Source organism: Pseudoduganella lutea (genome assembly GCF_004209755.1).
GTDB classification, from domain to species: Bacteria; Pseudomonadota; Gammaproteobacteria; order Burkholderiales; family Burkholderiaceae_D; genus Rugamonas; species Rugamonas lutea.
Genome location: NZ_CP035913.1, coordinates 5149848 through 5174172, shown reverse-complemented (window position 1 = coordinate 5174172; position 24325 = coordinate 5149848). Strand labels below are relative to the sequence as shown.

Annotated in this window: 20 protein-coding genes; 8 read left to right on the top strand and 12 right to left on the bottom strand. The window is 66.8% G+C overall.

Annotated features, from left to right (window positions below):
* Positions 1 to 38 precede the first annotated feature (38 nt).
* The 6 genes from fabG to EWM63_RS22095 all read right to left on the bottom strand — a co-directional run bounded on the left by fabG (position 39) and on the right by EWM63_RS22095 (position 5040).
* A complete protein-coding gene (gene fabG / locus EWM63_RS22120; protein WP_130188464.1) occupies positions 39 to 785 on the bottom strand; it encodes a 3-oxoacyl-ACP reductase FabG in 747 nt (248 codons plus the stop codon).
* Positions 786 to 800: 15 nt separating this feature from the next.
* Entirely contained in the window at positions 801 to 1742 is a 942-nt protein-coding gene (gene fabD / locus EWM63_RS22115) for an ACP S-malonyltransferase (protein WP_130188463.1), read from the bottom strand.
* Between the two features lie 206 nt (positions 1743 to 1948).
* Positions 1949 to 2935, bottom strand: a complete 987-nt coding sequence (locus EWM63_RS22110; protein ID WP_130188462.1) for a beta-ketoacyl-ACP synthase III — start codon at positions 2933 to 2935, stop codon at positions 1949 to 1951.
* Positions 2936 to 2941: 6 nt separating this feature from the next.
* On the bottom strand, positions 2942 to 3985 hold the full coding sequence (gene plsX / locus EWM63_RS22105; protein ID WP_130188461.1) for a phosphate acyltransferase PlsX: 1044 nt from the start codon (positions 3983 to 3985) through the stop codon (positions 2942 to 2944).
* Positions 3986 to 4188: 203 nt separating this feature from the next.
* Entirely contained in the window at positions 4189 to 4371 is a 183-nt protein-coding gene (gene rpmF, locus EWM63_RS22100; protein ID WP_005666806.1) for a 50S ribosomal protein L32, read from the bottom strand.
* 174 nt (positions 4372 to 4545) lie between these two features.
* Positions 4546 to 5040 carry a YceD family protein gene (locus EWM63_RS22095; protein ID WP_130188460.1) on the bottom strand — a complete coding sequence of 165 codons (495 nt, stop codon included), beginning with the start codon at positions 5038 to 5040 and terminating at the stop codon, positions 4546 to 4548.
* 197 nt (positions 5041 to 5237) lie between these two features.
* On the opposite strand from EWM63_RS22095, the gene EWM63_RS22090 reads away from it, so the two are divergent.
* A complete protein-coding gene (locus EWM63_RS22090; protein ID WP_130188459.1) occupies positions 5238 to 5834 on the top strand; it encodes a Maf-like protein in 597 nt (198 codons plus the stop codon).
* A 2-nt stretch (positions 5835 to 5836) separates the two neighbouring features.
* Positions 5837 to 6574 carry an SAM-dependent methyltransferase gene (locus EWM63_RS22085; protein WP_130188458.1) on the top strand — a complete coding sequence of 246 codons (738 nt, stop codon included), beginning with the start codon at positions 5837 to 5839 and terminating at the stop codon, positions 6572 to 6574.
* A gap of 6 nt (positions 6575 to 6580) precedes the next feature.
* On the opposite strand, the gene EWM63_RS22080 is transcribed toward EWM63_RS22085, so the two are convergent.
* From EWM63_RS22080 to EWM63_RS22065, 4 genes are all read right to left on the bottom strand, one after another.
* Positions 6581 to 7828 (bottom strand): EAL and HDOD domain-containing protein, encoded by a 1248-nt coding sequence (locus EWM63_RS22080; protein WP_229487428.1) that lies wholly within the window; start codon positions 7826 to 7828, stop codon positions 6581 to 6583.
* A gap of 93 nt (positions 7829 to 7921) precedes the next feature.
* A complete protein-coding gene (locus EWM63_RS22075; RefSeq protein WP_130188456.1) occupies positions 7922 to 8854 on the bottom strand; it encodes a 23S rRNA (adenine(2030)-N(6))-methyltransferase RlmJ in 933 nt (310 codons plus the stop codon).
* A 158-nt stretch (positions 8855 to 9012) separates the two neighbouring features.
* Positions 9013 to 9543, bottom strand: a complete 531-nt coding sequence (gene rraA, locus EWM63_RS22070) for a ribonuclease E activity regulator RraA (protein ID WP_130188455.1) — start codon at positions 9541 to 9543, stop codon at positions 9013 to 9015.
* A gap of 39 nt (positions 9544 to 9582) precedes the next feature.
* A complete protein-coding gene (locus tag EWM63_RS22065; protein WP_130188454.1) occupies positions 9583 to 10794 on the bottom strand; it encodes an MFS transporter in 1212 nt (403 codons plus the stop codon).
* An 85-nt stretch (positions 10795 to 10879) separates the two neighbouring features.
* On the opposite strand from EWM63_RS22065, the gene EWM63_RS22060 reads away from it, so the two are divergent.
* Positions 10880 to 11683: a helix-turn-helix transcriptional regulator gene (locus EWM63_RS22060; protein WP_130188453.1), complete on the top strand. Its 804-nt coding sequence runs from the start codon at positions 10880 to 10882 to the stop codon at positions 11681 to 11683.
* Here EWM63_RS22060 and EWM63_RS22055 read toward each other — a convergent pair.
* Positions 11670 to 13571, bottom strand: coding sequence for a methyl-accepting chemotaxis protein (locus EWM63_RS22055; protein WP_229487426.1), 1902 nt, complete (start codon positions 13569 to 13571; stop codon positions 11670 to 11672). The two genes, EWM63_RS22060 and EWM63_RS22055, sit on opposite strands and share 14 nt — an antisense overlap.
* A gap of 263 nt (positions 13572 to 13834) precedes the next feature.
* Here EWM63_RS22055 and EWM63_RS22050 point away from each other — a divergent pair, with 263 nt between their 5' ends.
* Together EWM63_RS22050 and EWM63_RS22045 are read left to right on the top strand one after the other, a co-directional pair.
* Positions 13835 to 14992 carry a helix-turn-helix domain-containing protein gene (locus EWM63_RS22050; protein ID WP_130188451.1) on the top strand — a complete coding sequence of 386 codons (1158 nt, stop codon included), beginning with the start codon at positions 13835 to 13837 and terminating at the stop codon, positions 14990 to 14992.
* A 150-nt stretch (positions 14993 to 15142) separates the two neighbouring features.
* A complete protein-coding gene (locus tag EWM63_RS22045) occupies positions 15143 to 16723 on the top strand; it encodes a GH39 family glycosyl hydrolase (protein WP_130188450.1) in 1581 nt (526 codons plus the stop codon).
* Here EWM63_RS22045 and EWM63_RS22040 read toward each other — a convergent pair.
* Positions 16686 to 19610, bottom strand: a complete 2925-nt coding sequence (locus EWM63_RS22040) for a winged helix-turn-helix domain-containing protein (RefSeq protein WP_130188449.1) — start codon at positions 19608 to 19610, stop codon at positions 16686 to 16688. The genes EWM63_RS22045 and EWM63_RS22040 overlap by 38 nt on opposite strands.
* Positions 19611 to 19726: 116 nt before the next feature.
* On the opposite strand from EWM63_RS22040, the gene EWM63_RS22035 reads away from it, so the two are divergent.
* The 3 genes from EWM63_RS22035 (at position 19727) to EWM63_RS22025 (ending at position 24308) form a co-directional block, all read left to right on the top strand.
* Entirely contained in the window at positions 19727 to 20923 is a 1197-nt protein-coding gene (locus EWM63_RS22035) for an aldehyde dehydrogenase family protein (RefSeq protein ID WP_130188448.1), read from the top strand.
* On the top strand, positions 20913 to 21287 hold the full coding sequence (locus EWM63_RS22030; protein ID WP_130188447.1) for a hypothetical protein: 375 nt from the start codon (positions 20913 to 20915) through the stop codon (positions 21285 to 21287). The genes EWM63_RS22035 and EWM63_RS22030 overlap by 11 nt, the downstream gene beginning before the upstream one ends.
* A 276-nt stretch (positions 21288 to 21563) precedes the next feature.
* Positions 21564 to 24308, top strand: a complete 2745-nt coding sequence (locus EWM63_RS22025; protein ID WP_165390887.1) for an ATP-binding protein — start codon at positions 21564 to 21566, stop codon at positions 24306 to 24308.
* Positions 24309 to 24325 lie beyond the last annotated feature (17 nt).

Here is a 24325-nt window from a genome sequence, read left to right as displayed (position 1 = left end):
ACCCCACGCAAAACCGTTCAATTCCTCATGCTTCCTTATTACCCCATGTACATGCCGCCATTCACGTGTAATGTCGTGCCGGTAATATATGCGCCACCCGGCGAGGCCAGGAAAGCCACCGCCGCGGCGATATCTTCGGGCTTGCCGAGGCGGCCCAGCGGGATCTGCGTGAGCAGGGCCGCATGCTGTTCCTCGCCCAGGACCTTCGTCATGTCCGTATCGATGAAACCCGGTGCGATGCAATTCACGGTGATGTTGCGGCTGCCGATTTCCCGGGCCAGCGCGCGCGACATGCCTTCGACGCCGGCCTTGGCTGCCGCATAATTCATTTGGCCCGGATTACCGGACGAGGCCACCACCGAGGTGATATTGATAATACGCCCAGTCTTGGCTTTCATCATGCCACGCAGGACCGCGCGGGAGAGCCGGCCCACGGCGGACAGGTTGGTGGCGATGACCTTGTCCCATTCATCGTCTTTCATCCGCATGGCCAGCTGGTCGGCCGTGATGCCGGCGTTATTGACGAGGATGCCGATCGCGCCGGATTGCTTGCTCACTTCGTCGATGACGGCGCCGCAGCGCTGCGCATCGGTTACATCCAGCACGATGCCCTTGCCCGCATCCGGGCCGATGCCGGCCAGGTAGGCGGAAATCGCTTCGGCGCCCGCTTCGGTGGTGGCCGTGCCGATCACCTTCGCGCCCTGGCGCGCCAGTTCGGTGGCGATGGCCTTGCCGATGCCGCGCGATGCGCCCGTGACGAGTGCGACTTGGTTGGACAGGTTCATGGTCTTCCTTCGATGTTATTTCAACGTTGCCAGCAGGCGTTCCAGCGAAGCCTGGTCGGTGATCGCGTCGCCCACGAGGTTCGGATCGATGCGCTTGGTCAGCCCCATCAGCACCTTGCCCGGGCCGCATTCGACGACCTGGGTGATGCCACCCGCCGCCACCTTCTGCATCGTTTCCACCCAGCGCACGGGGCTGGCGGCCTGGCGCACGAGCGCATCCTTGATGCTGGCCGGATCATGTAAAACAGCAACATCGACGTTATTGATCAAATCGATCTGGGGCGCATGGAAATGGATGCTTTCCATGTAGTCGCGCAAGCGGTCCGATGCCGGCTTGAGCAGCGACGAATGGAATGGCGCCGACACCGGCAGGCGCATGGCGCGCTTGGCGCCCCTGGCCTTGGCGATTTCGCATGCCTTGTCCACGCCAGCCGAGTGGCCTGCGATCACGACCTGGGCGGGCGCGTTGTAGTTGACCGCTTCCACCACCTGGGTTGGATCGGCGGCCACGGCCTCGGCGCAGGCGGCGCGCACGTCCTCGTCCGACAGGCCCAGCACCACGGCCATCGTGCCCTGCCCCACCGGCACCGCTTCCTGCATGGCCTGGGCGCGGAAGCGCACGAGCGGCACCGCATCCTTGAAGGGAATCACGCCGGCCGCGACCAGCGCCGAGTACTCGCCCAGGCTGTGGCCTGCGACGATGGACGGCACCGGACCGCCCGCGGCGATCCACGCGCGGTAGACGGCGACGGCGGCCGTCAGCATGACCGGTTGCGTGTTGGTGGTGAGGTCGAGTTCTTCCTTCGGGCCTTCGGCGATCAGCTTGCCGAGGTCGAACTGCAGCGCGTCCGACGCTTCGGCGATCGTCTGCTCGACGACCGGATTGCCGGCGAAACCGGCCATCATGGCCACGGCCTGGGAACCCTGGCCGGGGAATACAAATGCGAATTGGGTCATGGTGTGTTCTCGTTATGAAAGGTGGACGCGCAGGAGCATCCACGTTTAGAGCAACAATTCTAAAACGGCGCGCATTGTACACCGCCGTTTGCATTCCACCTACAGCGCAAGCCGAAGCCTGCATCGCGCCACGTGCTGGCGGGCAGGCAAAGCTTTTTGGGTCACATCCTCGCCAAGTCCTGGCAAGCAGGCAAAGCTTTTTTTGGTCACATCCTCGCCAGGACGGCCCCCCACGTGAAGCCGCCGCCGACGCCTTCCATCAGCACGACGTCGCCCTTTTTCACGCGGCCATCGCGCACGGCGGTATCGAGTGCCAGCGGGATCGACGCAGCCGACGTGTTGCCGTGCTGGTCGACGGTCACGACCATTTTTTCCGGCGACATGCCCAGCTTCTTCGCCGTGCCATTCATGATGCGGATATTGGCCTGGTGCGGGATCAGCCAGTCGATCTGGCTGCTCGTCATGCCAGCCGCGTTCAGCGCCTCATGGGCGACCTTTTCCAGCACCGTGACAGCCAGCTTGAACACGGCCTGGCCATCCATGTACAGGAAGGCGCTGCCCGCCACCGCGCCGCCGGCCACGTTGCCGGGCACGGACAGGATGTCCGAGTGGCGGCCATCCGCATGCAGCTTGCACGCCAGCACGCCAGGTTCTTCCGACGCGCTCAGCACGACGGCACCGGCACCATCGCCGAACAGCACGCACGTGGTGCGGTCCTCGAAGTTCAGGATGCGCGAAAACACTTCCGAGCCGATCACCAGCACGTTCTTGTGCATGCCCGACTTGATGAAGCTGTCCGCCGACGCCAGCGCGTAGACGAAGCCGCTGCAGACCGCCTGCACGTCCACGGCCGCGCTGGTATTGGTCATGCCCAGCTTGCGCTGCACGATGCAGGCGGTGCTGGGGAAGCTGCCGAAGAAGTCCGGCGTGGAGCTGGCGACGATGATCAGGTCGATATCGTCCGGCTGCAACTGCGCCATTTCCAGCGCCCGCTGTGCCGCATGCACCGCGAGGTCGGAAGAAACCTGTTCCGGCGCCGCATAATGGCGCGCCGCGATACCGCTACGGGAGGTGATCCACTCGTCGGACGTTTCGATTCCCTTGGCCGCCAGCTGCTCGGCCAGCTCCTGATTCGTGACGCGTTGCTCGGGCAGGTAACTGCCCGTGCCGATGATTTTGCTGTACAGGGTCATGCCGTCTCATCCAATCGTTGTGTTTTCGCGCGGCATCAGTTCGGCGATCAGATCCGCCAGCTGCTGCTGCACATCGTTCTTTGCAGCATCGTAGGCCCGGCGGATGGCCCATTCGTAGGCTTCCGCTTCGGCGCTGCCGTGGCTCTTGAACACCAGGCCGCGCAGGCCCAGCAGGCTGGCGCCGTTATAGCGCGCAGGGTTCAGGCGTCGCCGGATCCGCTTCAGCGCGCTGTTGGCGATCGCGGCGCCCAGCATGGTGAGGGGCGTGCGCTTGAATTCGGTGGTCAGCACCATCTTGAAGAAGCCCGCCACGCCTTCGACGGCCTTCAAGGCCACGTTGCCGACGAAGCCATCGCACACGACGACGTCCGTCGTGCCCTTGAAGATGTCGTTGCCTTCCACGTTGCCGAAGAAATTGAGCTTGCCGCGTTCGTGGTCGGCCTGCAGCAAGGCGGAGGTGGCCTTCACCACTTCATTGCCCTTGATGTCCTCGGTGCCCACGTTGAGCAGGCCGATCGTGGGCCGGGCGATGCCTTCCATCGCGTGCACGAGCACGGAGCCCATGATCGCGAACTGGTGCAGGTGGTGCGGTTCGCAGTCGACGTTGGCGCCCAGGTCCATCACATAGGTGGGGCCATCCTTCTGGTTCGGCATGATGCCGCAGATGGCCGGGCGATCGACGCCGGCCATGGTTTTCAGTACATAGCGGGACACGGCCATCAGCGCGCCGGTATTGCCGGCCGAAACGCAGGCCTGGGCCTTGCCATCCTTGACCTGCTCGATGGCCACGCGCATCGACGAATCCTTCTTGCGGCGCAGGGCGACCTCGAGAGGATCGTCCATCAGCACCTGTTCGGAGGCATGCAGGATGGTGATGCGGGAATGGTCGCCGGCGCGGTGCTTTTTGAGTTCGGCGCGGAGCACGTCCTCGAGGCCCACCAGGATCAATTCGGCATCGGATACGCGGTTCAGGAAGGAAATTGCAGCAGGAATCGTGACCGACGGGCCGTGGTCACCGCCCATGCAGTCGATAGAAATTTTTATTGTCATTGCGGGCAAGATGCAATCCCGGCGACAGCGCCGGAGCCTGCGGTTTCAAGACACATCAATTCCCGGCAGGCCGGGGAACAGCAAGCGCGAATACAGCCATCGCATGCTGGAAGGTGCTCGGGGACGGCGAAAAGAAAAAGCGGCGCCACGATAAAACTTTCGCGTGCACCGCTTTTGGTCTTTGGCCGAAACCAAAACGCCGATTACTCGTCGTTTTTGGTCTTCAGCACCTTGCGACCACGATAGAAGCCGTTCGGGCTGATGTGGTGACGCAGGTGGGTTTCGCCGGTGGTCGGCTCGACTGCCAGGTTCGGGGCGGTCAGGAAATCGTGCGAACGGTGCATGCCGCGCTTCGACGGGGACTTCTTGTTCTGTTGAACAGCCATGATGACTCCTAATACATAAGTTCTAAAATTTTAACACAATCGACTGGCAAATACATGCAAATCGAGTATCCCAGCGGCATTGCGGCATTGAAAATACCTGTCGCGCTACCATGCTGCATTACTACTCAATGCCACTCGCAGCCGATTGGCATATTTTTTACTGCAAAATTGACTTTATTTTTTCAACGCTTTGAGCGCGTCGAATGGCGATTTCTTTTCGCTGCGCACCGCATCGAGCACCGCCGTATCGGGGCAGGTGTCGTGCTTCGGCGCTTGCGGCAAGGCCAGCAGGGCCTCGTCTTCAATCAGGTCCATCAGGTTCATCGAGCGCGTACCGACGATCACGTCGATCGTCTCGTCATCGATGACCGTTTCGATTTCATCGGCCTTGGCATCATCCTCGCCCAGCATCAGCACGGTCGAGGAATCGATCTCGTAGGCAAACGGGGCCAGGCAGCGCTGGCAGGTCAGTTGCACGGTGCCGTGCACGGCCAGGCGCAGTTGCGGGAACCCCTGCTTGCTTGTTCCACCTTCGGCCTTCCAGGCCAGCTCGCCATCGGGAGAGGCGCAATCGCGCACGAGGCGCTCCATGCTGGCCACCGGCGTCACGCCTTCACGGGTACCGCCCGTCCGACAGAATTCAAAGGCGTCGATCAGTTGGACGTTCATCGCAGCGCTCATCGGCTAAAACTTCCCTCGAAAACCTGAGATAATAGCAGGGTTTTCAGCGCCTGGTCAAAGACTTGCGCGCGTATCCCGCACTTCCAGGGGTATTCGAGAGCTCGTTGCCAGCGCAGTGCGGCATAAATCCAACGCGCACGAAGCATATAACAATTCGTGGCGCCTCGCCACAATAAAATCTTTCCATGAATCACAACTTTTCTTCACTAATCCTCGCTTCGAGCTCGGCCTACCGCCGCGAGCTTCTGGGCCGCCTGCGGCTGCCCTTCACGGTCGACGTGCCGGCCATCGATGAAACCCCGCTGGCCGGCGAGTCGCCATCGGCCACCGCATTGCGCCTGGCCCGTGAAAAGGCCCGCGCCGTCGCCGCGCGCCACTCCGGCAGCCTCGTGATCGGTTCCGACCAGGTGGCCACGCTGGACGATCTGCAGATCGGCAAGCCCGGCACCCATGCGGCCGCCCTCGCCCAGCTGCAAACGATGCGCGGGCGCGAAGTGGTCTTCCATACGGCGCTGTGCCTGTGGGATGGCCGCACCGGCACTTGCCAGTTGGAAGACATCCAGACGGTCGTCAAGTTCCGCGACTTGCCGGACGCCGAACTCGATGCCTACCTGCGCATCGAGCAGCCCTACGATTGCGCCGGCAGCGCGAAGAATGAAGGCCTCGGCATCGCGATCCTGGAACGCATCGACTCGTCCGACCCCACCGCGCTGACCGGCCTGCCGCTGATCGCGTTGACCGGCATGCTGCGCGCGGCCGGCGTCCCATTTTTCAAGGCCTGACCATGCCCGGCACCCTTTACCTCATTCCCAACACGCTGGGCGACACCACGGCGCTGAACCATGTCATACCCGAGCACGTGCAGGCCTTGACGGCGCAGTTGGCGCACTTCGTTGCCGAAAACGCCAAGACGGCGCGGGCCTTCCTGAAGCTGGTGAACGCCGTGCACCCGCTCGCGCGGCCGCTGCAGGAAATCGCCATTACCGAGCTGAATGTCAACACGAAGGCCGAGGCGCTGGCGGGGCTGCTGGCGCCCCTCCGGGCGGGGCACGACGTGGGCCTGCTGTCCGAAGCGGGCGTGCCGGCCGTGGCCGATCCGGGGGCGGACCTGGTGCGCCTGGCCCACCAGGAAAACATTCCCGTGCGGCCGCTGGTCGGACCATCCTCGCTGCTGCTGGCCGTGATGGCAAGCGGGCTGAGCGGCCAGAGCTTCGCGTTCAACGGCTACCTGCCCACGGACGCCGCGGCACGCGCCAAACGCCTGAAGGAGCTGGAGATGCGCTCGCGCGCGGAAAAGCAGACGCAGCTGTTCATCGAGACGCCCTACCGCAACGGGGCGCTGCTCGAGGCGCTGGTGGCGGCTTGCCAGCCCGGCACGCTCGTCTGCGTGGCAACCGATATCAGCCTGCCATCGGAAACAATTCGCACGCACACGGCGGGGCAATGGAAAAGCGCGCTGGCCAGCGGCCGGGCGCCGGATTTCCACAAGAAGCCGACGGTATTCCTGTTCCTGGCGGTCTAGGCGGAATCAGCGGACGGGCGTGACGGTCACGCCGCTCGTATAGTTGTTGATCCAGTCGTACGCGGCCAGCTGGCTGGCGTACAGCGTCGATGGCGCCAGGCCGATGCGGTGCAGCAGGCTCGTCAGCTCCGGACCTTCCCGGGCGTCCTCGACCAGCTCGATCAGTTTCAGCACGTCGCCATAGTCGCCGGTGCGATGCAGCAGCGCGGCACGCACGTCGTCCAGCACGTTCACGCTGTCGAGGATTTCCGGCATCGCCACCGAGAACAGCGTATCCATCAGTGACATGATGCCGACTGTGAAGCCGATATCGGCGCCGATGCGCTGGCCGGGGCGCAGGTGCTCCAGCACGTTTTCCATCGTCTTGCCGCGCGTGGTGGCCAATTGCAGCAGGGGCGAATCATACTGCTGGCCTTTGACATACAGCAGGATCTGCAGCCAGCGCTGCAGTTGTTGGCGGCCCAGCACGATCAGGGCATGGCCCACGGAATTGATGCGGAAGCGGGCGCCGACGGCCGGCGTGTTGACGAGGCGCAGCAGGTTCAGCGTGATCACCGGGTCGAGCTTGATGCCCCGTTCGATGTCGCGCTGGTCCGCGTCCGACGCCAGCAAGTCCAGCAGATGCATGATGGCCATCTGTGATGGCGCTATCTTCTTGCCCGACAAAATGACCGGCCGGGCAAAATAATATCCCTGGAAATATTCAAAACCCAGGTCCATGCAGTGGCGGAACTCCTCCTGCGTCTCGACCTTTTCCGCCAGCAGTTTCTGGCTCGGGTTTTTCAGCGAGCGGGTCAACGCGGCCAGCGTGTCGCGACCCATGCCCTGGATATCGATCTTGATCACGTCCATCAAGGGCTGCAGCTTGGCCACGCTGTCCGAGGTGGCCACCACATCGTCCAGGGCAAACTTGTAACCGGCCAGCTTCAGTTCGACGACGCGCGCAACCACGTCCGGCGTCGCCTCGACCGATTCCAGCACCTCCAGGATCACCTTGTCGTTCGGCAGGAAGTGGATGAAATCGCTCATCAGGCCGGCCGTGTCCACGTTGACATAGGCCAGTTGCTCACCGACCACCTTCTGCATGCCCAGCTCGGAAGCATGGGCAATCACGGAAGCGGTGGCCGCAGCGCCGTCTGTAAAGTGCGCACCGTCGCATTCGGCGTTACGGTACAACAGCTCGTAGGCAACGAGCCGCTGGGAACGATTGAGGATGGGTTGCCGCGCCAGGAAAAATTGGTTGGCGTAGGGCATCGGAATATCCGGGCTAACTGCCAGTGTCATGGAGGGACCTGCTTGAAAACGATGCCGCTACCATAACCGCTCATTAGCGAAATGGCAATCAGTTTATGACCGCCGCGTGACATTCCTTTTGTCCTGGACGCGAGGGGGCGCGCCTTCGCCACTGTCGAGCGTGAACGCGGCGCCCTTGTCGCGGCCCAGCACCTGCACCAGGTAAGGCATCACGCTCTTCAGGGTCGCCACGAGCGTATACGGCGGGTTCAGCACGAACATGCCGCTCGTGTGCAGCGCGATGCCATCCGGCGTCGGCCCCGAGATCGACAGCGTCACGTTCAGCCAGCTTTGCGCCGGCAGGTGCTTGAGCTTCTCGGCGAAGTTGCGCGCCTCGATCCGCTGCAGCACCGGGTACCAGATTGCATAGGTGCCGGCCGGGAAGCGCTTCAGCGCGTCGCCCAGCATGTCGACGACCTTGCGGTAATCCTGCTTGTCCTCGTACGGCGGATCGCACAGCACCAGCGCGCGGCGCGACGGCGGCGGCAGCAGCGCCTTCACGCCAAGGAAGCCGTCGGCCTTGTTGACGATGACCCGCTTGCCGCGCACCGTGCTGCGCACGCCCTGCGCCGCCTTGTGCTGCTCCAGCTTGATGAAATTGTCGTTCAGGATCCGCACGTCGGCCGGGTGCAGTTCGAACAGGCGCAGGCGGTCCATCTCGCGCGCCACCTGCTCGGCCACGTAGGGCGACCCGGGGTAGAAGCGCATCTTGCCGCTCGGGTTCATGGCCTTGACCAGGTTGACATAGTCGGCCAGCGGCGCCGGCAGGTCGGTGCGGTCCCACAGCGGCCCGATGCCCGTTTCGAATTCGCCCGTTTTCGTGGCCTGCGCGCTATCGAGCGTATACAGGCCGGCGCCGGCGTGCGTGTCGATATAAGTGTAGGCCACGTCCTTCTGGTTCAGGTATTGCAGCAGCTGGATCTGGACAAAATGCTTCAGGACGTCGGCATGATTGCCGGCATGGAAGGCGTGACGGTAACTGAACATGGTTCTCAATGGGATGATTCGAACCGCCATTATCCCAGAGAACGGGAACGCCACCAAAAACGGGCGATATCGACCGAACACATGCTGGAAGCGCCCGCTGCACCGGCAACCACGATGCCAACATGCCGACGCCGGCCATCGCGTTCCCGTCAAGGCCCTCAGGCCAGCCGCTGCTGGGCAACCAGGATGCCATCCGCATCCGCATACAGCCAGTCGCCCGGATTGACGGGCACGCCGGCGACCTGCACCCGCACATTGCGCTCGCCGGCGCCCTTCTTGGCACTGCGCTGCGGGTGGGCCGCCAGCGCGCGGATGCCGATGTCGCAGCTGTCGATTTCCACGGTGTCGCGCACGCAGCCATCGACGACGACGCCGGCCCAGCCATTGTCCTGCGCCAGCAGAGCCAGCTGGCCGCCGAGCAATGCCCGTCGCAGGCTGCTGCCGCCATCGACGACAAGCACCTGTCCGTCGCCCGGCGTTTCCAGCAAGGCGCGCACCAGCGCGTTATCCTCGAACACCTTCACGGTGACGATCCGCCCGGCGAACCGAAGGCGCGTGCCGAAGTGCCGGAACACGGGCGGCAGCACGGCCAGGCGGCCATCCTCGAGCAGGATGGCGTTGTCGTCGCACAGGTCGGCGGTGGCAAAATCGGTGACGAAATCAGTGGAAAAAGCGGCACTGCGGCTCATCGGATTCCCCGGATGGTTGACGTGCTCCGATTCTAGCAGTCAGGCGCTTTTCAATCCCATGGCGCGGGTACTGCCGCCCACCCCGACCGCCGTGCCGATCGCCAGCGCCTGGAACAAGGCGATGCCGGCGAACAGCCAGCCCGGATGGCCCGCGTCCATCACGGCGCCGAACATCAGCGGCCCCACCGACAGGCCGGTATCGAGCCCGGAATACACCACGCCGTACACCCGCCCCGTGGCGTTCTTTGGCGCGGCGGCGCGGATCATCAGGTCGCGCGACGGCCCGGCCACGCCGGAACAGAAGCCGATCAGCGCCATCAGCGGCAGCGCCAGCCAGCCCGGCACCACGGCCATGCCCAGCACCAGCGCCAGCCCGGCGGCGATCGCGAACGCAATCGCGATGGTGCGGTCATGGTTGCCGGAACCGGCGCCGACAAAGCCGCCCGCCACCATGCCCGCGGCAGACGCCAGCATGTAGGCCGTGTAGGACCCCGTGGCCAGTTCGCGCGAGATGCCATACAGCTGCTCCAGCCCGATCGCCGCGAACGCCTGGATACCGCCCAGCGCCACCGCCGTCAGGAAGAAGAAGGCAAAGCACATCCACACGGAAGGCAGCCGCAGGAAGGCCAGCGTGCCCTCCCCGCCTTCCTGCGCGCCGGCATGCTGTGGCGGGTTCGGGCGCAGCGCATCGCGGTTCAGCACCAGCACGAGCAGCACGGCGAACGGCAGCAGCGCGGCCAGCGCCAGCGCGGTGCGCCAGCTGGCCAGCGCCGCGACGGTCGTCATGAACAGCGGCGACGCCGCCCAGCCGAGATTGCCGCTGATACCGTGCACCGAAAAGCCGTGTGCCAGCCGCTCGCGCGACACGCGCTGGTTCAGCAGCGTGTAGTCGGCCGGGTGGAAGATGCTGTTGCCGATGCCGGCCAGCAGCGCGCCGGCCATCAAGGCCAGGTAGCTGCCCGCCACCGACAGCACCAGCGCCGACACGCCCAGCATGCCGACACCGAAGAAGAGCACGCGCCGTGCCCCTACCCGGTCGACAACAAAGCCGGCACACGCCTGCCCCACGCCGGAGACAACGAAAAATACCGTCAACAACAGGCCCAGCTCCGCATAACTCAGGTCGAATGCCGGCTTCAGCCAGGGGAACAGCGCGGCAAGGATCAGGTGGTAGAAATGGGACGTGCCGTGGGCCAGGCCGACCAGGCCGATCACGCGGGCATCCTGCCGGAAGGTGTCATCGTTCTTCATTGCATCTCCTGCTTAAAACGGCAGTGTAAGAAAAACGATGGCGTCTGTTTTGAACTAAGATGTCAACTTTTGTCGAGATCCTGCCATGTCGATTCCCGCACCGGTTCCAGTCGTCCGGCATACGATGCCCTATCCGGACGGTTTCGAGCCCACGCCCGAACGGCCCATCACGCTGATCGCCCGCGACCTGGACCGCCGCGACGCGATGCTGCCGCACACGCACGGGTGGGGCCAATTGACGCATTCGATCGATGGGGTGTTGCGCGTGGCGACCGCCGACAGCACGTGGATCGTGCCGCCATCGCGCGCGGTGTGGATCGCGCCGGGTGTCGAACATGCGGTCACGGTCTTGCAGGCTACCCGGCTGCGGCCGGTGCGCATCCTCGCCGAACGGGCGCCGTTCCCGGCCGAGGCGTGCCGGGTGCTGGAAGTGTCCACCTTGCTGCGCGAACTGATCCTGGCACTGGAACAGCTGCCGCCGCTGGCGCCGTCGCCGCGCGCCACCATGCTGTCGGAATTGATGCTCGATGAACTGGCGCGCTGTGAAACGCGGCCGATCCGCGTGCCGCTGCCACGGGACAAGCGGCTGCAAACCCTGTGCGCCCGCCTGGTCGACACGCCCGGCGCGCCGCTCACGCTGGCCGGGTGGGCCGGCCAGGTCGGCGCATCGGAACGTACGCTGGCGCGGCTGTTCGAAAAGGAGCTCGGCATGAGCTTCGGCCAGTGGCGCCAGCAGGTGCGCCTGGCCCACGCCGCGCCGATGATCGCCGGCGGCATGCCGCTGGCGCGGGTCGCCGAAGAGCTGGGCTATGCCAGCCAGTCGGCGTTTTCGCAGATGTTCCGGAAAACCTTCGGCACGACGCCGACGGCGTTCTTCAGCGAACCCTGAGCGCGGCGCGCGGCGCCACCGCGAGACCAGTACCAGCAGCGGCAGCGGCAGCGGCCGACGCGTCGAGCTTGAACGTGCCCACCACCTGTTCCAGCGCGGCGGCCTGCATGCGCAGCGATTCGGCGGCGGCTGCCGCTTCTTCCACCAGCGCCGCATTTTGCTGCGTCACATCGTCCATCTCGGTGATCGCGCCGTTGACCTGGCCGATGCCTTTGCTCTGTTCATCGCTGGCATTGGCAATCTGCGCCACCAGGTCGGCCACCTGCTGCACCGAATGCACGATCTCGCCCATCGCCTGCCCGGCGCCGTCGGCCAGCCTGCTGCCGGCACTGACCTGGTCGACGGAAGCCAGGATCAGGTCCTTGATTTCCTTCGCGGCCGTGGCCGAACGCTGCGCCAGGTTGCGCACTTCGGAAGCGACGACGGCGAAGCCGCGCCCCTGTTCGCCCGCGCGCGCCGCTTCGACAGCGGCATTGAGCGCCAGGATATTGGTCTGGAACGCGATGCCGTCGATGACGCCGATGATGTCGGAAATCCGGCGCGAGCTGTCGGTGATCGCGCCCATCATGTCGACCACCTGCGACACCACGGTGCCGCCCTTGCGCGCCGCATCGGCGGTGGAGGCCACCAGCGTATTGGCCTGGGCGGCGTTGTCGGCGTTCTGGCGCACGGTCGCCGTCAGTTCTTCCATTGCCGCGGCGGTTTCCTCCAGGTTCGATGCCTGCGCCTCGGTGCGGTTCGACAGGTCGAGGTTGCCGGTGGCGATCTCGCCGGTGGCGGAGGAAATCTGCTCGGCGCTGCTGCGCACCTGCAGGATCGTGCCGTTCAGCGACGAGATGAAGCGGTTGAACGCATCGGCCAGCTTGCCGACCTCGTCCTCGGATTCCACGCGCATGCGGCGGCTCAGGTCGCCGTTACCGTCGGCGATCTCGCCCAGCATCCTGGCGGCCCGCATCACGGGGGCAGCGATGGCGCGGCTGATGAACCAGATGCCGGCCAAGCCGATGATGCCGCCCACCAGGCCGGCGATCAGCGCCGAGATCGTGGCCGAGCGCGCGATGTCGCCCAGCACTTCGCGCTCGGGCACCCGGGCCAGCACGTACAGGTTCAGTTCCTTGATATACGACGAGGCCACGAACAGGCGGCCTTCCGGGCCGTCGATGGCCGCATGCGCGAACGACTGTTCGCCGAGCAGCGCCTTGACCACGCCGGCATCGAAGCCCGGCTGGTCCTGCAGCGCGTGCTTGCCGTCGGCCAGTTGCGGATCGCGGTCGATCAGCAGCGTGCCATTCGGCCGCACGAGCGACACGGTACCCGTCTCGCCCAGCCGGTAGTTACGGATCGTGGTGGCCAGGTCGTTGACGGCCAGCCCGATACCGGCCACGGCCAGCTTGCCGCCCGCCGTCTGCACGCGATTGTTAATGAACAGCATGTAGTCGCTGGAACCGGCATCCTTGTCGATGTCCAGGCGATACGGCACGTTACTGGACAGGAAACCGTAGAACCACCCGTCGCTTGCCGCATTGGGCGACAGCGTGCGCCCATAGCCGCCATCGGTGAAATACTTGCCTGTGTCCTTTGAAACCCAGAATACCGTGGCGGCCTTGTTCTTCGCCTTCAGGTGGCTCGCATAGGTCGTCCATGCGGCAGCCCCTGCTTCCGGCAGGCCGGCGTCTTCCCAGGCATGCACATAAGTATCGTTGGCCAGCGTTTGCGCCACTGCCAGCGCCTGACCGATCTGGCGCAGGATGTCGTTGCGGATTTCGCCGACCTGCGCCGGCAGCTCCTGTGCCACGGCACGCTCGCGCGCCCGGTTGCCGTTCATGGTCACGCTCAGCACGGAAGAAATCACCATGAAGACCAGCAGGCACAAACCCATGCTCAGCATGAGCTTCTTCTGGATTGACAATCTTTTAATGAAGTGCATCACTAATTTCCAATCGTTAATTGCGTCATTCAAGTGTAGCGATTTGCAGGCTGCAAGCTACAGAAATATTCCATACGGAAACATCTATATTCGCCACTGATTCATATACGCAACAAGCTATTGACTATTGTGAAACGACTGTCGGTTCAAACGCGGGTCGATCGGCGGGCACGTCGCCACGCCTTGCGCCGCCACGTGCCCGCCTCTATGATTGCGCTCACATCATGGGTGCCTTCTACCGGAAAACACTGGCTGTCCTCGCCTGCCTGCTGGCCGCCAGCCTGCTGCTGGCTTACCTCTGCGTCGAGCGGAGCTACCTGCACACACCGCTGTTGCCCGCGCGCGACAGTGCGCTGCCGTGGCATGCGGGGACCAGCACGGACAACGAGAAAGCGGCATTGCCTGTTTCCACGGTCGCCATTCATGAACAGCGCCAGCGGCTGCGCTTCGGTTTTCGCCTGGTGCCGGCCACGGCCCATCCGTTCGCTTCGGCCAACCTGCTGTTCGAAGACCGCGACGGCAAGCCCGCCCACGTCGACCTGTCGCGCTACAACGCGGTATCGTTCGCGGCGCGCTGCGCGCCGGCCAATACGCTGATGCTGAGCTTTCCCACGTTCGACGACAAGGTCTCCACGCCAGGCAACTTGCTGAGCTACCGGACCCCGTCGGCGTTTTTTGCCTGCAACGGGCAGCGCGCGCGCGTGGAATTCGACCTGTCGCGGCTGGAAACGCCACAATGGTGGTTCGACATGTTCAAGCTCGACCTCTCCCGCCAGGCCTATAAACTCGACCGGGTGCCGAAAATCGCCATTGGCACGACTTTCCAGAGCCCGGTCAATATCGCCTCCACGGTCGATATCGATGAACTGGTCCTCCATGGCCGCGATTTCCGTTATCTCTACGCACTCTTTGCGATATTGCTTCCTGCCTGGTGCGGCTTTGCCATCTGGTTTTTCCGGCAGCACGCGGCCGCGTTGATGGCCGACGTGCGCGATAAACTGCAAAAGGATCTGCCATTTGTCGCCTATCAGCAGCTTTCACTGGAACCGCATCGCGACAGGGAAAAGGCGACGGTATTGCGCTATATCGCCACGCACTATGCCGATGCCACGATGGATGTCGACAAGGCGGTGGCCGCAACCGGCGTCAACCGCAACAAGCTCAATGAAATCCTGAAAGCCGAACTGGGGTTGACGTTCAGTGCCTACCTGAACAAGTTGCGGCTCACCGAAGCGGCCCGGCTGCTGTCGGAAAACGATGCACTAGCCGTGGCGGAAATCGCCTACGCCGTCGGCTATGCCAACGTGTCGTACTTCAACAAGCTGTTCAAGGAAGAGTACGGCTGCACGCCCAAGGCTTTCCGGACCGCGTGCGCGGACTGACACTGGCGGCAGTTTTTCTTCAACTATCCGCATTCCGCCACGGTTTGCGCCGCCCGTGCTAACAGTGCCCCGCCGGCGCACGTATGCTGCGCGGCAGTGCGCAGGCCGTGGGCCCCGCGCCATCCATCCATTCCGGAGCGAGACAAACAGATGCAAATCAAGACCATTGCCGGCGCCCTGCTGGCCGCCCTGCTGTGCATGTCGCAAGCGTCGGGGCAGCAACGCAATATCGACGTGCATGTCGGCCAGGTGGCCGGCAATCTGAATAAGACATTCAACGAAGTGATCGGCGCCGGCCGCGCCAATGAAGGATTGCGCGCCGACTGGCAACGGCAACTGGCTGAAATCAGGCGCGATGCCGGTTTTCGATATATTCGCATGCACGGCCTGCTGTCGGATGACATGGGCGTCTATAAAGTCGATGCACAAGGCAGGGAACATTATAATTTCCAGTATATCGATGCGCTGTACGATTATCTGCTGAGTATTGGCGTAAAACCGTTCGTCGAACTGGGCTTCATGCCATCGGCAATGGCCAGCGGCGAGAAAACCATTTTCTGGTGGCGCGGCAATGTCACGCCGCCGCGTGATTATGCAAAATGGGGAGAGCTCGTCAGGAAATTGACGGCGCACTGGACGGAACGTTATGGCCAGGCCGAAGTGGCCACCTGGTATTTCGAAGTCTGGAATGAACCGAACCTCGATGGTTTCTGGGCCGGCACGCAGGAGGAATATTTCCGCCTGTATGACCACGCGGCGCGGGCGATCAAGAGCGTCAGCCCCGCCTATCGCGTGGGCGGGCCCGCCACCGCGGGTGCCGCATGGATTCCGGAAATGATCGCGCATGCCACCAGGAACCAGGTGCCGCTCGACTTCGTCAGCACCCATACCTATGGCGTGAGCGAGGGCTTCCTCGATGAATTCGGCACCAAGGGCACGGTGCTCGGCAAGGACAAGGGCGCGATCAGCAACGACGTCCTGAAGAACCGCCGTGAAATCGCCGCCTCCACGCTGCCTGCGCTGCCGCTGCACTACACGGAGTGGAGTTCCTCGTACACCCCGTCCGACCCCACGCATGACAGCTACCACCAGGCCGCCTACATCCTGCAAAAGCTCAAGCAGACGGGCGACACGGCGCAATCCATGTCGTACTGGGTATTCACCGACATCTTCGAGGAAGCGGGCCCCCGCTTCGAGGCATTCCACGGCGGCTTCGGGCTGATGAACACGCAGGGCATCAAGAAGCCCGCCTATTTCGCCTACCAGTTCTTGAACGGACTCGGCAACAAGGAATTGCGCAATACCGATGCGCAATCGATCGCCACCGTCGACACCAGTGGCGACGTGGGCGTGCTGCTGTGGGATTACACGCACACGCTGCCCGACAACATCAACAACCAGCAGTACTTCATCAAGGACTTGCCGGCCAAGGCCAAGGGCGACGTGCGGGTCACGCTGCGCGGCGTGAAGCCGGGCGCGTACACGCTGGCGATCTCGCAGGCGGGCTACCGGAAGAACGATGCCTACACGGCCTACATCGGCATGGGCTCGCCCGCGCAGCTGACGAAAAAACAGGTCGCCGAACTGAAGGCGCAGGCCACCGGCGAGCCGTCCGAGCGGCGCACGGTGCAGGTGGGTGGCGACGGCAAGGTGACCGTGGCGCTGCCGCTGCGCGAGAACGACGTGTACCTGCTCAGGCTGAGCAGCGCTCCAGGCAGGAAAGCGCGCTGAGCACGTCGCGCGTGGACCGGCCTTCGCGGTAGCGCGCCAGCAGCGGCGCCAGCACGGCCGCGCCATCGCGCCCGCGGCCGCAACGCGCCAGCAGCCCGGCCAGGGTGGTGCCGGCACGCAGTTCCCAGGCCAGCGCACCCTGGCCATGGGCCAGTTCCAGTGCCTGGCGCACCACGCGTTCGGCCTGCGCGACGGCACCCACGCGCACCAGCTGTTCCCCCCAGCAGCGCAACAGTTCCGGCGCGGCCCAGCCCGCGCGGCCGTCGACGGCGCGGGCCAGCGAGGCGGGCGTCATCAAGCCTGCGTGCAGCGTGGGCAGCATGTCCAGGTGCAGGCCGGTGCACGATGGGTGCCGCACCAGGGTCAAGGCGTCGAAGGCGGCGGCCGGCCACGCGTGCGTGCCGGGCGGCCCGCCGGCCTGCGCACCGGCGTGGCGGTGCAGCGCCGCCTGGAACGCCTGCGCCCAGAACGACCAGTGCACCAGGCGGTCGCGCCCCGCCCGTTCGGCCATCATGGCGCTGCAGTGCCGTGCCATCGCCATGTCGCCGCTCCACAATGCCACCGGCACCGCCAGTACCAGCGCGAAGCACAGCGACACCGAATGATCGAGGCGCAGCGCTTCGTCGACGCCCTCGCGCGCCGCCAGCACCGCCTGCTCGGGCAAGCCCTGCAGCCACAGCACGCGGCCGTGGATCGCCAGCGACGATACCCGCTGGTCGAACTGGAAACCGGCAGCCCCGCGAGCGCGCCGCGCCGGATGGACGGCGGCATCCGCATGGGCACGGGCCGCGTGCTGGTCGCCGAGGTAGTGGCGCGCCCTGGCCAGCAGCCGCCGTCCCACGTGGCCGTCGGCATCGATGCCGGCGGCGCGCGCCAGCGGGCCGAAGCGGTATGCCAGGCCGAGCGCACGGCCGTAGTCGCCCTGCAGCAGCGCGTCGGCATAGCAGCCCCACAGCGCCCGCACGGCCGTGGCATGGTCCCCCAGCCGTTCGGCCAGCGCCAGCGCGCGACCGAAGGCTTCGGCACGCGGTGCCGCCACCGCGCTCACATGCAGCAGCGTGTGGCCGAGCGCCAGGTGCAACGCGGCCGCCAGCGGCATGCCTGCCGCGCCGGCCGCGGCGGCGCACGCCAGCGCCGGCTCCAGCCTGGCGCGGTAATCGTCCATCATCGAATGGCGATACCACAGCGGTGCGGAGGCCGCCGCGAGTTCCGCGCCCAGCAGCGGCGCGCCGCCCGGCCCGAACGCCCAGTCGAGCGCGGCGCGCACGTCGTCCAGGCGCAGGTCGTGCAGCATCATCTCCAGCACGCCCGTATCGGTCGCGGCGCGGGCCAGCAGCCGGCACCAGTAGCGCAGGTGGCCGTGCGACGCCGCCGATTCCTCGCTGGCGCCACGCAACTGTTCCAGCGCATAGGCGCGGGTCGTGTCGAGCAGGCGGTACCGGGCGTCGTCGCACGAGACCATCGACTTCGCCACGAGTTGCGCGAGGTGGCCGGGCACGGCTTGCGCGTCGATGCCGCTTCCGCCCGCCACCGCCGTCGCGCCGTCTGCCGTGAAGGCGCCACGAAACACGGCGAGCCGTCGCAGCACGGCCTGCTCGGCGGGCGCCAGCAGCGCATGGCTCCAGTCGAGCGTGGCGCGCAATGTCTGGTGGCGTGGCAGGGCCGTGCGGCGCCCCCGCGTGAGCACGGCAAAGCAGTCGGACAGCCGCCGCGCCAGTTCATGCACGCCAAAGAACGCGGCCCGCCCGGCCGCCAGTTCGAGGGCCAGCGGAATTCCATCCAGCCGGCGGCAGATCTCCGCGACCGCCGCCGCGTTGCCGGCATCGAGTACAAACCCGCCATCGGCACTGGCCCGCTCGACGAACAGCTGCACCGACGGAAACGCGCGCAGTTCCGCGAGATCGGGCACGGGCGCGTGCGAAGGCGGCGGCGTGGGTACGGCCAGCGGCGGCAGCCGGAACACCCGCTCGCCGCCGCTGCGCAGCGGTTCCCGGCTGGTGGCGACAATGCGCAGTTGCGTGGTATGGCGCAAGAGTGCGCCAGCCAGCGCGGCGGCGGCATCGATCAGGTGTTCGCAGCCATCGAGCACGAGCAGCGCGCGGCGGCCTGGCGAAGCGGGCGGCAAGGCATCGGCCAGGGCGGGCGACGGGGAGTCGCCCAACTGCGCGCCTGGTTGCTCCCTCAGTTGCTCGCTTGGTTGCCCGCTTGGTTGCCCGCTTGGTTGCCCGCTTAGGTACTCACTCAGTTGCTTCGTCAACTGCGCGGCCGACAGCGGCGCGGCCAGGCCGAACGCCTGCGCGACGGCGCCCGGCAGCAGTGCCGGATCGGCCAGGGGCGCCAGGTCGACGCTGATCACGCGCCCGCCGAACAGCGGTGCGACGCGCGCAGCCAGGGCCTGGGCCACCGACGTCTTGCCCATCCCGCCCGGGCCGGCGATCGTCAGCAACCGGGTGGCGGCCAGCTCCGCCACCAGCTGGTCCACGACCTGGGCACGGCCCACCAGCCGCGGCGGCTGCACGACCTGCTGCACGAGCGGGGGCGCGATCGCCTCGACGGCCAGGCGGCGCACCGGCGCGACGAAGCTGTAGCCGCGGCCCACCACGTTTTCCACATAGGGCTGGTCGTTGCCGAGCACCTTGCGCAGCGTGGCGATGTGCACGCGCAGGTTGCCTTCCTCGACGACGCTGCGGGGCCAGACGCAGGCGATCAGTTCTTCCTTGCCGACCACCGTGCCCGCCCGCGCCACGAGGGCGACGAGCAGGTCGAACGCGCGGCCAGCCAGGCGCACCGGCACACCGTGCCGGTACAGGGCACGCTCGTGCGGCACCAGGCGGAATGCGCCGAATGCCACCTCGTCGATCGGGGGCCGCCACTGCAGTCGGTCCATGTTCACATACCTCGAAAGCCGGATTGATTTCCGGCACGGCAGATTCTAACGTAACGGTCTTGCGGCGTTAATCAATCGCCATCGTTACGCTTTTACTACCTGAATGGGGGATACCGATGATGCACACGTGCCAGCAGGCCGCCGCCGCGGCATTGCCGTTCGCGCTGGCCGGTGCCGAGCAGCGTGCCCGGCTGCTCGACGGTGTCGGCGCAGGCCTGGACGGCGTGCGGCACCGGCTGCCCCGGCAGGCCGCGTCCGATGCGGGCGTCGACGCTGCCGTCGCGCTGCGCCAGCACGACACGATGCGCGCCTGGGTGCGCTCGCTGGCTGCCGCGCTGCGCAGCACCGCGGCCGGCGCAGGCCAGCGCACGGTGCCGCTCGGACCGGTTGCCGCCGTGGGCGCGCACGGCAGCGCCTACGGGCTGGCCGGCATCTATGCGATGGCCGCGCTGGCGGCCGGCTGCCCCGTGCTGGCGCGCGCGGTGCCGGCACCCAGCTGTACCGAGCTGGCGGGGCTGATCGCGGGCGCCGCCGCCGCGGCCCGGCTGCCCGACACGCTGTTCGCACTGGTGGCCGACGATGAAACGCTGCTGGCCCAGCGCGCCGTGCGCGGCGTGATCTGCCGCGCCGGGGCGCGCCCCGTGCCCCGGCTGCTGCCCGCGCTGGCCGAACTGGATGGCACCGAAGCGGCCTTCGTGCTGCCGTGCGCGCTGAACGGCCGCGCCGAGTTCCTCGGCGAACAATTACTGGCGCAGCCTGGCGCGTGCCCGGTCGTCGTGGCGATCGACGGCGATGGCTTCATCGACCTGCGCGAAGCCATCATCGACATGCTGGCCCGTGGCGATGCCGCCTGCACGGCGCGGCCTGCCGCCCTTGCGGCACCGTCCCGTGGCGAAGCCCGGGCACTGGAGGATGGCGCCGGAGCACTGGAGGATGGTAGCGTCCAGGCTTTGGGGGACGCCCGCGATGGTCGGGCGGCACCCTTCACCGAACTGTCCGCCGCAGCCCTGATCGCGCAGCCCCGGCTGGCCGGTGCGCGCCCGGGCGGGCTGCTGGTGCGCTGCGCCGGTGCCGACGAACTGCTGGCGCTGGCCTGGGCGCTCGGCCCGCTGGCATGCGCCAGCCTGCACATGGCACCGGGCGACGCGGCATTGTCGGACCAGGTGCTGCCGGTGCTGGAACTGGCCGCGCGGCACATCCACGTCAACCGCTTCGGCAGCGCGCTGCGCCCCACGCACGCCGCCGCGCTCGATGCGATCGCCCGCTTCCGTCGTCCGGTCTTCCATCATGCCGACACACCGTATGCCGCCTGACGCCGCCCATTCGCTGCATGCGCCGCGCGCCGAAAAGGTGGGCGTGGCGCAGATCCGTATCCGCAAGGCCGAGCACAGCATCGCGGTACTCGGTTCGTTCATTGCCGCCGACAAGCTTCTCAAGGCCTGGGCCGCCGCGCGCGACTGCAACGAATGCGAATTCGAGATCCGCTACCTGGACGGCTACCGGCTCTCGGGCCGCTACCCGATGTGGCAAAAGAGCACACGCCGCCAGTCGCTGGGCGCCCACGTGCGGCGCGTGCTGGTCGACGCCCGCGCCTGCGCCACGCTGCACTTCGACGCCGGCACCGGTCCCGATCGCTTCCTCGACCAGTACGAAGTGGAAGACTTCGCCGACACCTAGCCCAGCAAACCGTCGCAAATCCGCAACACCCCACACCGGGGACTGTCCCCCACCCCGGGACTGTCCCCATACGGGGGACAGTCCCCATACGGGGGACAGTCCCCACCTTCCAGGCGCATCGCTTCTCGCCGGCGCAGCGGTACTGCCATGCATGGCAGTACTCCTTCCTGTCCCCGAATTTGGGAAATGTTTCTGGGCGGATGTCAGCTCGTTGTAAAGATTGTCACTTATGCTCCGGGCCTGACGGCACCCTGCCGTTTTTTCAACGAGGTGGCCATGACACTCCCAGCCCCCGGGTCGTTCGTTGCGCATGCGTCGTTCGGGCCCTTTCGCCTCCATCCGGCGCAGCGCGTGCTGCTCGAGGATGGCAGGCCCTTAAAGCTGGGCGCGCGCGCGTTCGACATCCTGGCCACGCTGGCCGAACGGGCCGGCGCGCCTGTGTCGAAGCGCGAACTGATCGCGCGCGCCTGGCCGGACACGGTCGTGGAGGAGGCCAACCTGCGCGTGCACGTGGCGGCACTGCGCAAGGTGCTGCGCGAAACGCCGGAGCGCCGCTATATCGGCAACGTGGCCGGCCACGGCTATGCGCTGCTCGCCGCCGTGCAATGGCATGTTCCCGCCGACGTTGCGCCAGCCGGCACCGGGAGCGATGGCGCGCCGCTGGCGCAGGCGCTGGCGGCGCTGGCGCAGGAACATTGCCTGCTGACGCTGACGGGGCCCGGCGGTGTGGGCAAGAGCAGGCTGGCGCAAGCGCTCGCGCGGCGGCTGGAGGCGGGCTTTCGCACCTGGCGCGTCGACCTGGCCGATACGACCGATCCGGCCGCGGCGCTGGCCGCGGCGATGGCCCTGCCACCAGGCACCGACCCCGGTTCGCCGCTGCTGGCCCACGTGCGCGAACGGCCGGTGCTGCTGGTGCTGGACAATTGCGACCGCGTCGTCACACCGGCAGCCGCGCTGGCGGAGCGCTTGCTGCGTGACGTGCCTGGCCTGCGCATCGTGGCGACCTGCCGCGAGGCGCTGCGCGCCGCCGGCGAACGGGTGCAGCGCGTGGAACCGCTCGACTGCCCGCCACCGGGCGCGATCACCGCGGCCGCGGCGCTGTCCTTTCCAGCGGTGGCACTGTTCGCCGCGCGCGCCGCCGCCCTCCACGGCGGCTACACGCTGGCCGATACCGATGCGCCGGCGCTGGCGGAACTGTGCCGCCGGCTGGACGGCGTGCCGCTGGCCATCGAACTGGCCGCCGCCCGCCTCGACCTGTTCCACCCCCGCGACTTGCTGGCCCGCATCGACGAGCGGCTGCAGCTGCTGAAGGGCGGACGCCGCACCGCGCCGGCACGCCACCGCTCGCTGCGCGCGGCGCTGGAATGGAGCATCGATACGCTGGCGCCGGTGGAACACGCAGTTCTGTGCCGCGTGGCCCTGTTTGCCGGCCCGTTCACGCTGGGCCGCGCCGTGCGCGTGGCCGCCGGCGAAGCGATCACCGCCAGCGACGTCGAAGAGGCACTTGCCACGCTGGCCGCGAAATCGCTGCTGGCCACGCGGCCGGCGGAGGGCCCGCCGCAATGCCTGCTGTACGACAGCGTGCGCACGTTCGCGCTGGCGCAGCTGCCGCCGGGCGATCCGGCATGGCGCCGTTTCGTCGCCGACTGCACGGCGCTGGCGGCCGGCCCGGACGGCAATACAGGCAAGCTGTGCGACCTGTCCGACGTGCGCGCCGCGCTGGCCTGGGGCTTCGGTCCCGATGGCGACGCCACGGTTGCGAAGGCGCTGCTGGCCGCCTCGGTCCCGATGTGGTGGGCGGCGGCCGAGCTGCCGGCTTTGCGCCACTGGCTCGAAATCGCCATCCGCCGCGACACCGGCGCGGCGCTGCAGGGGATACCGTCGCAGTCCTTGCATATTGCGTTGGGCACCGTCCGCGTGTACCTGGAAGGGGCCGGCGCCGGCCGCGCCGCCTATGCCCGCGGCTTCGCGCTCGCCGAGGCCGCGCGCGACACCGAGCGGATGGCCGACGCGTTTTCCGGCCTTGCGCTGGAACACGTGCTGGCCGGCGACTACCCCGCGGCGGTGGCGCTTGCGCAGCGCTTCCAGGAAGGCATCCGCGCCGCCGGGTCGCGGCCCGCGCAACTGGTGCACGACCGTTTCGCGGCGTTGGCGCTGCACCTGTCCGGCGAGCAGGCGCTGGCCGCACCGCTGGCGCGCAACGTGCAGAACGCCACGGTGCCGGCCGTGTGCACGCAACGCCGCACTGCGCTGCATACCGATGAAAACGTTGCCGCGAGCGCCGTGCTGGCCCGTACCCGCTGGCTGCTCGGCCACCCGGACGACGCGCTGCGCCTGGCCCGCAACGGCGTGCTGCGTGCCCGCGCGGTCGGTGCCGACGCGCCGCTGTGCCAGGTGCTCGCGTTCGCCATGTTCCCGGTCGCGTGGTGGTGCGGCGACCGGCCGGCCGCGCTGGCCGCGCTGGCCGAGCTCGAAGATGCCGCGCGCCGCTTCCCCCACTGGGAATCGCTGGCGCGCCAGTACCGGCACGGCGTCGTCGAGGATGCGCCGGGCGGCTGGCTGGCGAAAGCCCCGGCTGCCGGGCCGCATCGCGAAACCCTGGCGACCCTGAACCCCTGCTACCTGGATGCAGGCCTGCTGCTGCGCGCCGACCATGGCGACGCGCGCTGGTGCGCCGCCGAGCTGCGCCGCGTACAGGGAGAGCGCCTGCTGGCCAGTGGCGGGCCCGCCGCGCGCGATACGGCCGAACGGCTGTTCCGGGCCGCGTTGCTGCTGGCCCGCAACCAGGGCGCGCTGGGCTGGGAACTGCGCGCCGCCACGAGCCTTGCGCAGCTGTGGTATGGCCGTGGCGCACCGGACAGCGCGCGGGCGCTACTGGAACGCGCCGTCTCCCGCTTCGACGAAGGCGGCCGCACCGCCGACCTGCTGGCCGCCACGCGGCTGCTGGCGCAATGGCACAGGCGAAAAAAAACCGGCACCGCGTACGTGGACGCCGCGCCGGTGATGCTCATTGCCTGCTGATTGCCTGCTGGTCGCCG

What these genes read in the sequence shown, in the direction of transcription:
- plsX (WP_130188461.1), bottom strand. Translation starts at nt 3,985, where the DNA reads ATGACAATAAAAATTTCTATCGACTGCATGGGCGGTGACCACGGCCCG.
- EWM63_RS22075 (WP_130188456.1), bottom strand. Translation starts at nt 8,854, where the DNA reads ATGTTCAGTTACCGTCACGCCTTCCATGCCGGCAATCATGCCGACGTC.
- fabD (WP_130188463.1), bottom strand. Translation starts at nt 1,742, where the DNA reads ATGACCCAATTCGCATTTGTATTCCCCGGCCAGGGTTCCCAGGCCGTG.
- EWM63_RS22065 (WP_130188454.1), bottom strand. Translation starts at nt 10,794, where the DNA reads ATGAAGAACGATGACACCTTCCGGCAGGATGCCCGCGTGATCGGCCTG.
- EWM63_RS22110 (WP_130188462.1), bottom strand. Translation starts at nt 2,935, where the DNA reads ATGACCCTGTACAGCAAAATCATCGGCACGGGCAGTTACCTGCCCGAG.
- rpmF (WP_005666806.1), bottom strand. Translation starts at nt 4,371, where the DNA reads ATGGCTGTTCAACAGAACAAGAAGTCCCCGTCGAAGCGCGGCATGCAC.
- EWM63_RS22060 (WP_130188453.1), top strand. Translation starts at nt 10,880, where the DNA reads ATGTCGATTCCCGCACCGGTTCCAGTCGTCCGGCATACGATGCCCTAT.
- rraA (WP_130188455.1), bottom strand. Translation starts at nt 9,543, where the DNA reads ATGAGCCGCAGTGCCGCTTTTTCCACTGATTTCGTCACCGATTTTGCC.
- EWM63_RS22030 (WP_130188447.1), top strand. Translation starts at nt 20,913, where the DNA reads ATGCCGCCTGACGCCGCCCATTCGCTGCATGCGCCGCGCGCCGAAAAG.
- EWM63_RS22045 (WP_130188450.1), top strand. Translation starts at nt 15,143, where the DNA reads ATGCAAATCAAGACCATTGCCGGCGCCCTGCTGGCCGCCCTGCTGTGC.
- fabG (WP_130188464.1), bottom strand. Translation starts at nt 785, where the DNA reads ATGAACCTGTCCAACCAAGTCGCACTCGTCACGGGCGCATCGCGCGGC.
- EWM63_RS22040 (WP_130188449.1), bottom strand. Translation starts at nt 19,610, where the DNA reads ATGGACCGACTGCAGTGGCGGCCCCCGATCGACGAGGTGGCATTCGGC.
- EWM63_RS22090 (WP_130188459.1), top strand. Translation starts at nt 5,238, where the DNA reads ATGAATCACAACTTTTCTTCACTAATCCTCGCTTCGAGCTCGGCCTAC.
- EWM63_RS22085 (WP_130188458.1), top strand. Translation starts at nt 5,837, where the DNA reads ATGCCCGGCACCCTTTACCTCATTCCCAACACGCTGGGCGACACCACG.
- EWM63_RS22080 (WP_229487428.1), bottom strand. Translation starts at nt 7,828, where the DNA reads ATGCCCTACGCCAACCAATTTTTCCTGGCGCGGCAACCCATCCTCAAT.
- EWM63_RS22095 (WP_130188460.1), bottom strand. Translation starts at nt 5,040, where the DNA reads ATGAACGTCCAACTGATCGACGCCTTTGAATTCTGTCGGACGGGCGGT.
- EWM63_RS22050 (WP_130188451.1), top strand. Translation starts at nt 13,835, where the DNA reads ATGGGTGCCTTCTACCGGAAAACACTGGCTGTCCTCGCCTGCCTGCTG.
- EWM63_RS22055 (WP_229487426.1), bottom strand. Translation starts at nt 13,571, where the DNA reads ATGCTGAGCATGGGTTTGTGCCTGCTGGTCTTCATGGTGATTTCTTCC.
- EWM63_RS22025 (WP_165390887.1), top strand. Translation starts at nt 21,564, where the DNA reads ATGACACTCCCAGCCCCCGGGTCGTTCGTTGCGCATGCGTCGTTCGGG.
- EWM63_RS22035 (WP_130188448.1), top strand. Translation starts at nt 19,727, where the DNA reads ATGATGCACACGTGCCAGCAGGCCGCCGCCGCGGCATTGCCGTTCGCG.